Origin of the sequence: Streptomyces sp. NPDC001843, from assembly GCF_042891955.1 — a bacterium.
In the GTDB taxonomy this organism is placed as follows: Bacteria; Actinomycetota; Actinomycetes; order Streptomycetales; family Streptomycetaceae; genus Streptomyces.
Map to the genome: position 1 here is coordinate 1 of NZ_JBIATQ010000038.1, position 7,518 is coordinate 7,518.

Below are 7,518 nucleotides of genomic sequence, written 5' to 3' on the forward strand. Positions count from 1 at the left end.
CGTCACGGCCGGTACCACCCGAGACACAGCAACGCTGATGCCACCTACGGTCCACACGACCCACGGAGCCGCACGCGAAGCCTCCTCAGCCAGGAACCTTGCCCCTGGGGCCACATGAAGCCGCCTACAGGCGCCGAGCAGTCGTGGACCTTCCCGCCTGGAGATCGACGGAGGGAGAGACGGCTTGCGGGACCGACGGGGGCCCGCGCTGGTGCAGTGGATGCAACGGACCGGGTGGCGGCCTCGGACCTGGATGTCCGGGGTACCGGCGTACCGTCAGCTGGTCGCGATTGGTGCCGTCGGCAGCGGGGTCGCCCAGGTGGCCGAGGTCCTGGTGTCGCCCTCGCGCGCGTGCGTCTTAAGGAAAAGAGGGCCCTCACAGAAGACCGGCTCTGAACTGGGCTTTTGCGGAAGGTGATGTGTCGGCGCTGACACATTGACCTGCGGAAATGTGTCCCGGGTGGCACAGCGACACCGCATCTGCCAACCCTGCTTGTGCAAGTGCGTAACGCTGCTGGTGAGGACCGGTTTCCAGAAAACACGTCCCGAATCCGTTGTGTCAGCGTCGACACCAAAGCGCCACGCCGCCAGCCGCGGCAAGGCCCGGATCGCCGCCGTGCCGCCCGGTGGCGACAGCGCCTTCCGCGAGACGCTGTCCTCCCGGCTGGGCAGGACATCAAGCCGCCCACCGTAAGCGGCCGGTGCAGCAGATGGACGTCAGCGTCCGGTACACGTACCGCGCGCCGCACGACATGTATGGACGCTTCGGCTACAGCGTGGTGTCCAACGACTTCCTCGCCGACGTCCTGGCCGTGCTCATCGCCCAGCACGGCATGTCGCCGATCCAGTCCACGGTCTAGCTGTGGTGCATCGGCCGGCAGCGTGAGGGCTGGCTGCGCGCCACTCAGCCAGAAGATCACTGACAAGCTGGGCGTGGAGCGGTCGAACGTGACCCGGGCGATCGGCCGCCTGGAGAGCTGGCACATGATCCAGCGCGTGGACAGCGGGCTGATCTCCGTGAACCCGATGCATGGGTTCGAGGGCAACGGAGACGTGCAGCGCGAGATCCTGGACGCTCTGCGCGACAAGGAGACCGGGAGCGCGGCCGCGGCTTCGGTGGCGGTCATGCCGGTGGCGCGCCGGCGGACCGAGCAGCGGCCGACCTTCGCCCAGTCGACAGGCCGGCGGGGCGCGGCCGCGCCGGGTGCCAGGACGCGCAGACGGCGACGGGAGCGGGGAACGGGGGTGCTCACACGAGCCTCCCAATCGTCGCGGAAACGGTGGCGGATTTCCGGCCGCCGTGTGGTGGGCGCGACAGCCGTAGACAGGTTTTGTCGCAGCCGTTAATTCCGTCCAGCTAAAACGAGATGTTCAGCCACTCCACGTCCTTGAATTGCACCTCCACGTCTGCACACCTGCCGCCGCCTTGACGGAAATAGGCGTCCGCGATGGCCTCAGCAACCAGCTTGTGCAGATAAATGTCCGTCGTTCCGGACTCCTGAGCAGCCAGGATCGCGTCCGCGTGGGAGGGGGAGACGGCGACGCTAATGTCCCGCATCCGGCCCTCGTCGTAGCGGACCGCGTCCAGCAGTTGGCGGTGGCAGTAGCCCTCGGGGCGTCCACCCCGCCCATTCAGCCAGGCAGGCACCGGCAGCAACGGCCGCACAGCCGCCCACTCCGCGTCCGTCATGTCCGACGGATACCGGCGCACCCGATCGGGATGGTCGGCCGCGTTGTCGTACACATGTGCGAGGCAATCACACGATGGAGCAGCCGAGTTGAACTGGACCGGCTCGGACACGTACAACAAGGACACCAGAGCCTCCCCGCACTGCTCGGTCAGATTCGCATCCCCGAGCTACCGAGAGGCACTGTCTCCACGCGTGTACAACGGAAAGATCACCCCGGCGGGAAACCTGTTCAAACCGCACGTTCCATGCTCGGTTGAGATACGGCTTCTAGATTCGTGCCGTCAACTGGTCAGGTGGCTGCGGTTCGCGCCCGGTGTCTGCGGACGGCGTCGCGGTTGGCGCAGCGCTGGGAGCAGTAGCTCTGTCGCCCGGTGCGCGAGGTGTCGGCGAAGGCGGTGTCGCATTCGGTCGTCTCGCAGCGCCGCAGCCGGTGCATGCCCCGGCCCGCCAGATGCAATGCGGAAGGGTATCCGGCAGGCCGGGCTGCCGCTGGGGGGCGGCGCTCGCCTCGGCCGTACTCCCACTCGTCGCTGAGGAGTTCGGCTGGCGGGCGACACTGCTGACCGGTGGCTTCGTCGCGCTGCTTGGAGCCGGCCTCTTCATGGGCTGCTACCGTCGGCCACCCGCACTGCCCGCCCCGCAGGACAACAAGCCGTCGGATCAGTCCCACTGTGCCTCCACAAGGGAGCTGACCGGCTGCGGCACGGCAGTGATGCGCTCCTCCGACTCCGAGACGCAGGTGCAAGCCCTGCCCGTGGTCATGAGGTGATGGCTGGCCAGGAGCGGAGGACGGCGGCGATGCGGGCGGCCGTGCAGGTGGGGTCGCGCAGGAGGTCTCGCAGGGCCAGCGCGTCGTCTCGGGTGGGTTTGACCGGGAGGCCGGAAGCCTCGAGGTACATCACGCCCGTCGCGGCGGCCACGGCCATGTTGGAGCGTTCCAGCCAACGGCAGCGGCCCAGGATGTGAATGAGGGCTGCGGCACGGGCGTACGGGCCGTCATAGACGGGTTGCTCAAGGAGCTCGGCCTTGTGGGCGGCTACCGCCGCCACCGGGATGCCGTAGTCGTCAGGGGCGGGGTCACCCGCACCCGCGAGCTCGGCGACCTGCAGGATCCAGGGGACGTCGATGTGCAGGTCCATTACGCGGCGTGCGCCCCCGGTGCGCCCGCGTCGGCTTCCTCGGCCTCGTCGAAGAGGAGCTGGTGTTCGTCGAGGAAACGGCGGGCGGCCTCGAGACCTCGGGCCCGCAGACCTTCGGCGTCCTCACGGACGAGGCGGGTGATGTAGTCGCCCAGGTCCAGGCCGAGGTCCCGGGCGCGGGACTGGGCGAGCTGTTTGACCTCGGGGTCGACTCGTACACCAAGCTGCGGTTTCGCCATGACCCTCATGGTAACAACTGTTACCAGGCCTGAGGAGTCCCAAGGAGTGCATCCGGGGCGTCCTGAGGAACGTGGCTGATTGACCTGATGTTCATCAGCCACGTCCGGGGAGCGGGTCGTCAGGTCGCTCGGCGGAGGGGAACGACGACCTCTTCGCCGGTGGCCTTGGGGCTCAGGCGGTAGTAGCGGATGTGGCCGAGGCGTTCCGACTCCTCCAGCCAACCTGCCTCGACGACCTGCCGGCGGGTACGGGAGAAGACCGTGGGAGACATGCCGAGGGTCTCGGCGAGTTCGGCGGCGGTCTTGCTCACGGTGCCTGCGCGGTCCGTGGGGTGGGCTGCGTAAAGCATGAGGATCAGACGCTGGTTCGCGGGCAGCCCGGCCGTGTGCTCGAGAAGGCGGAGGGTCATGTCCTTGACGTTGTTCACTTGGCCTCCCACCGTGCAGGTGTTGACTCGTCGAAACCTGGAATGTCTGGCGGGTTGCACGTCTTGATGGCTTCCCGCTGCTCGATTCCCGTTCCGTGGAACGCAATGTACGGGCTGATCCGGTAGAAGTTGTAGTTCCCGATGCGGCCGCGCACGATCAGGATGCGGTGCTTGGCCAGCTTCCGGTTGATCTTGCCTACGGCGTCCGTGGACATGCCGACCCGCTTGGCGATGTCCGCGCCAGTGGCCTTGAGCGGCTCCATGCCTTCCGGGGAGACGCCGATCCACCACAGGACAAGAAACTTCTGGCTGGGCGTGAAGGCCTTGCTCTCGGTGATCGCCTCCACCCGTGTCTTGTCGACCTGGGTATGCCGACCGGAGAACGCGTATGGCGCGTAGGGGACGATCTCACCCGTATCAGCGTCCAGCAGTCTGCGCGCTGTTCCCAAGAGGGCCTCCGTGCTCGGTTGCTGGAGAGTTCATGACGGACGGCCGTCAGGCCGACCTGATGAACTTAACGTACATGAACAGGAGGTTGATGAGCCCGGCTGGTCCAGCCGTGTCGCCGGACTTCATGTCGTTTTTTAAGGCGGCACAAGCACACCTCAAGTCTGGCCACAAGTGCCGCCCCAGGGCGGCGGAAGAGCGGTTTCCCGAGCCGTCCAGATGAACGTGAAGTCAATCTGCCGGGTTCCTGGGAACTGGGTACCACGATCCTGGCAACCGGGCACCGCTGTCTCAGGAACCGCCTCCGCTGTTCCAGGAACTGCCTGGCAGATCGGAGGAACTGGGTCGGGAGTGGCGTTCCCGCAGGTCAGCAGGGTTTTGGACGCGGAGCTCTCTTACTTCTTCAACCCGCCGTCATCGGCTGATGTCCTGATGTCCTGGAGGCCTGGTGTCCTGCTCGTACTGTTCCCGCTGCTGCCCCGCTTCGACCTCAACCCACGAAAGTCAGCCACGACGGCGGGTCCGCCGTACGACGGGGCGCGCGTGTGTTTCCAGCAACCAGGTCCGGGCGCAGCCACGCTTGTTCGAGGAAACAGGAGTCGGCACGGCCCGCAGGCGAACGGCTGAAGAGTTCTGCGCCAGGACGCGGGAGCATCGAGCGCTATTACGTCGTAATAGCGTCGGCGTCAGTCCTGGGACTCCTGGTCGGCGGACGCACGTTGCGCCTGGTGATCGTTGAGGATGCGGAGCATCTTGTCGAACTCCGTGTCCGTCATCTTGCGGATGAGGTGCATGGCGAGGAAGGGGCCGTCGTCGTAGGGGAGCTTGGGGAGTGCTGCTGAGTCGATGCGGGGTTCAGGGACGGTGGGGGCCGTGAGGGCCTTGGGCGCCGTCTGTTCCGCCTTCGATGCCTCCGGCTCTGGTTGTGCTGTGTCCGGCTTCTCCATTACGTCGTAATGGGCGAGGGACTCGGGCCCGGGCGTGGCCGCCGGACGCCTGCCCGGTTTCTGGGCGGGCCTTTCGGCTTCCTTGCGGGCGCGTTCAGCCTTCAACTCCTCCAGGAACGCCTCCTGCTGTTCGGCCGGCTTGTTGCCTACCGCACGCAGGATGTCGATGGGTTCCTGACCGATGCGGGACTGGAGTTCGGGTGTGAGGCCAAGGAGGGCCAAGCGTTGGGAGACCCAGCCCTGGGAACGGTGGAGGCGTTTGGCTAGGGCGGTTTGGCTGCCGTGGATGGCGAGGAGGCGGTTGAGGGCCCTGGCCTCGTCCAGCTCGTCGAGGTCTTGCCGGTGGATGTTGGCGACCAGGGCCGATTCGAGGAGTTCCTCGGAGGTGCTGCCCTGGTCGTCGCTGACCATGACCTTGACCGTGGGCAGGCCGGCTTCCCTGGCCGCGGCCAGGCGGCTGCTGCCATCGATTACGACGTAATGGGTGTCCGGCTCGAGGTCGGCTTCGCGGTCGGGATTGGCCTTGATGTAGGTGTCGCGGTTCATGACCGTGATCGCCTGCTTCTGGCCGTGGGTCCGCAGGCTGCCCGCGAGGTCCGTCAGGTCACCGAGGGTGGAGCGGGGGTTGTCGGGATTCAGGCTGATGCGTCCCGTGGGGAGTTCGGTGGGCGGGGCCACGCCGTCCGTGGGAACGCCCGTGGCCGCCGCGACCGCTGCGCGACGGGCGCTGACCTGGCGGGCGGAGCTGCCGAAGCGGCCCGCGCCCAGCTGGTCGGCCTTCTTGGTCATGAGATCTCCCGGGCCAGGGCGCGCATGCTGACCGCCTGCTGGGACTTGGGGGCGTACGACAGCAGCGGTTGCTTCACACGAACTGCTTCCTTCTGCTCCTTCAGGTCACCGATGAGGCCCACGACACGGGGATCCTTTATGTCCACCCAGCCCTGCAGGGAAGAGGTCGCGATGTAGCCGCGGCGGCCGTCGTAGAGGTTGACGACGATGCCCAGGTAGTCGATCTCGAGGGATAGGTCGGTGCGGAGGTCCTCGATCTGGGTGGTGAGGAGTTCGTAGGCGTCGGCTGAACTGTCCTCGGCCTGGACAACGATGAGGGCGCCGGACTGGCCGGGCTTCTCGTTGTCCCGGCGGCGCCCGTAGTAGGCGGCGGCGTCCATGCTCAGGCCGAGGCTGGGCGGGCAGTCGATGAGTATTACGTCGTAATAGGGCTCCAGCGGAGCGAGGGCCCGCTCGAGGGCGGCTTCCCGGGCTCGTACCGCGGAGAGGCGTACATCGAGAAGGAAGGCGTCATTGCACCCGGGCAACAGGTGCAGCCGGCCGCCAAAGTTGTCCTCGTCGATGGAGACGACCAGATCACGCAGATCGCCCTTGGGATCACCCGCCATGTGGTTGGTGAGGCTGTCGCCGTTCATCGGCAGGGGGGCGGCACCGAGTTGGTTGGTGAGGTGGCTCTGGGGGTCAAAGTCGACCAGGAGGACGCGCAGGCCGAGGCCGGGGAGGCTCTCAACGTCCAGGGGAGTGTCGGTGAGCCCCTGGTCGGTCTCGCCGGCGCGGAGGGCGGCTACGAGCTGCTTGGCGACACGGACCGGATAAAGCTTGTTGGGGTCCTCGGCCATTGCCTCGCCGGTTCCGGCGGTGATGGCGGTCTTGCCTACGCCGCCCTTCTGATTGCAGACGATGATGCGCCGGGTGACGGCCGGGCGTACGACGTCGGGGGCGGGGTTGGTGTCGAGCCAGAGCTTGACGGACTGGGCGAGGCCCTGGATGAGGGATACCCCACGGTCGGCCGCGGTCTGCTTGAAGGCGTCCCACTGACCCTGGGGGAGGAAGGTGGAGAAGGAGTCGGCGCCGGAGGTGTCGACGGTTTCCAGTGCGGACGCGAGGTCGCACCAGGCAGCGATGCCCTGCTCGACCGCGCTCTGGATCTCGAGGCCGTGCTGGGCGGCTCTGACTTTGAGGTCCTGCCGGAGCCATCCCGGCAGCTTGGACACGACCTTCTCGCGGTCGCTGGAGGTGGCTGGAGAACTCATGGGGATACCTTACTAACGTCCATGATCCATAGCTGCCATTGACGCGTTAGTAAGGGAAAGTTTGCTGGGGCGGCGCGTCCAGGGGTGGGGTGGAGTCCATTACGGCGTAATAGGTCGGCAGGGGGTGGGGAGGGGCTTGACTGCCTATTACGCCGTAATGGGCACGGAGGGCTTGGAGCGCGGCGGAGACGGCGTAACAGAGCCGACTGGGGCCCTCGGCCTGGATGTCCCGCAGCCGGGGGCGGCCGTGAAACCGAAGCGGGCCCGGGTCGACACCGTGCGCTGCGAGGCGCCCAGCAGCACGGACACCGGCCTAGTGCCCTTCAACTGCCGCACCAGGAACGCACCTGATCCTGCGCTGACTTCGGGAGCGGGCGGGTGAAATGCTCGGCGACGGCCACGTCGAGAGTGTCCCCAACATCGACCGTCTCGCCCTCCCGCTCCCCGTCGTCGTGCGCACCGCCGGAGACGTTGCAGGTCGGTGCGGTCAGATGACGGTCCAGGTGTCGCCGCCTGCCAGGAGGGCGGCGAGGTCGCCCTTGCCTTGTCGTTCGGCGGCGGTGTCGAGCTGTTCGGCCATCTGGT

At 67.0% G+C, this 7,518-nt stretch carries 9 protein-coding genes and 2 pseudogenes; 2 read left to right on the forward strand and 9 right to left on the reverse strand.

What is annotated here, in order from left to right:
• Positions 1-710 precede the first annotated feature (710 nt).
• A complete protein-coding gene (locus ACFYZQ_RS40140; protein ID WP_389159245.1) occupies positions 711-860 on the forward strand; it encodes a hypothetical protein in 150 nt (49 codons plus the stop codon).
• A gap of 88 nt (positions 861-948) precedes the next feature.
• Positions 949-1,347 carry a hypothetical protein gene (locus ACFYZQ_RS40145; RefSeq protein WP_389159247.1) on the forward strand — a complete coding sequence of 133 codons (399 nt, stop codon included), beginning with the start codon at positions 949-951 and terminating at the stop codon, positions 1,345-1,347.
• Positions 1,348-1,357: 10 nt separating this feature from the next.
• On the opposite strand, the gene ACFYZQ_RS40150 is transcribed toward ACFYZQ_RS40145, so the two are convergent.
• From ACFYZQ_RS40150 to ACFYZQ_RS40190, 9 genes and pseudogenes are all read right to left on the reverse strand, one after another.
• The gene (locus tag ACFYZQ_RS40150; RefSeq protein ID WP_389159249.1) at positions 1,358-1,744 is read right to left on the reverse strand and encodes a transposase; all 387 of its coding nucleotides are present in this window, start codon (positions 1,742-1,744) and stop codon (positions 1,358-1,360) included.
• 236 nt (positions 1,745-1,980) lie between these two features.
• Positions 1,981-2,154, reverse strand: a pseudogene (locus tag ACFYZQ_RS40155) (CGNR zinc finger domain-containing protein); the annotation flags it as partial.
• Positions 2,155-2,449: 295 nt separating this feature from the next.
• A complete protein-coding gene (locus ACFYZQ_RS40160; RefSeq protein WP_389159251.1) occupies positions 2,450-2,830 on the reverse strand; it encodes a fic family toxin-antitoxin system, toxin component in 381 nt (126 codons plus the stop codon).
• Positions 2,830-3,069 carry a hypothetical protein gene (locus ACFYZQ_RS40165; RefSeq protein WP_389159252.1) on the reverse strand — a complete coding sequence of 80 codons (240 nt, stop codon included), beginning with the start codon at positions 3,067-3,069 and terminating at the stop codon, positions 2,830-2,832. Before ACFYZQ_RS40165 ends, ACFYZQ_RS40160 begins: the two co-directional genes overlap by 1 nt.
• A 119-nt stretch (positions 3,070-3,188) precedes the next feature.
• Positions 3,189-3,479 carry a replication initiation protein, RepL2 gene (locus ACFYZQ_RS40170; protein ID WP_389159259.1) on the reverse strand — a complete coding sequence of 97 codons (291 nt, stop codon included), beginning with the start codon at positions 3,477-3,479 and terminating at the stop codon, positions 3,189-3,191.
• 14 nt (positions 3,480-3,493) lie between these two features.
• Complete coding sequence (locus ACFYZQ_RS40175; RefSeq protein ID WP_389159254.1) at positions 3,494-3,946, reverse strand: MarR family transcriptional regulator; 453 nt, start codon at positions 3,944-3,946, stop codon at positions 3,494-3,496.
• 684 nt (positions 3,947-4,630) lie between these two features.
• Positions 4,631-5,680, reverse strand: coding sequence for a ParB/RepB/Spo0J family partition protein (locus tag ACFYZQ_RS40180; protein ID WP_389159255.1), 1,050 nt, complete (start codon positions 5,678-5,680; stop codon positions 4,631-4,633).
• Complete coding sequence (locus ACFYZQ_RS40185) at positions 5,677-6,933, reverse strand: AAA family ATPase (RefSeq protein WP_389159257.1); 1,257 nt, start codon at positions 6,931-6,933, stop codon at positions 5,677-5,679. The genes ACFYZQ_RS40180 and ACFYZQ_RS40185 overlap by 4 nt, the downstream gene beginning before the upstream one ends.
• A 273-nt stretch (positions 6,934-7,206) precedes the next feature.
• Positions 7,207-7,334, reverse strand: a pseudogene (locus ACFYZQ_RS40190) (XRE family transcriptional regulator); the annotation flags it as partial.
• Positions 7,335-7,518 lie beyond the last annotated feature (184 nt).

Excerpts from the sequence above, each read along its gene's own strand:
- ACFYZQ_RS40140 (WP_389159245.1), top strand. The coding sequence starts at position 711 with ATGGACGTCAGCGTCCGGTACACGTACCGCGCGCCGCACGACATGTAT.
- ACFYZQ_RS40160 (WP_389159251.1), bottom strand. The coding sequence starts at position 2,830 with ATGGACCTGCACATCGACGTCCCCTGGATCCTGCAGGTCGCCGAGCTC.
- ACFYZQ_RS40165 (WP_389159252.1), bottom strand. The coding sequence starts at position 3,069 with ATGGCGAAACCGCAGCTTGGTGTACGAGTCGACCCCGAGGTCAAACAG.
- ACFYZQ_RS40170 (WP_389159259.1), bottom strand. The coding sequence starts at position 3,479 with ATGACCCTCCGCCTTCTCGAGCACACGGCCGGGCTGCCCGCGAACCAG.
- ACFYZQ_RS40180 (WP_389159255.1), bottom strand. The coding sequence starts at position 5,680 with ATGACCAAGAAGGCCGACCAGCTGGGCGCGGGCCGCTTCGGCAGCTCC.
- ACFYZQ_RS40185 (WP_389159257.1), bottom strand. The coding sequence starts at position 6,933 with ATGAGTTCTCCAGCCACCTCCAGCGACCGCGAGAAGGTCGTGTCCAAG.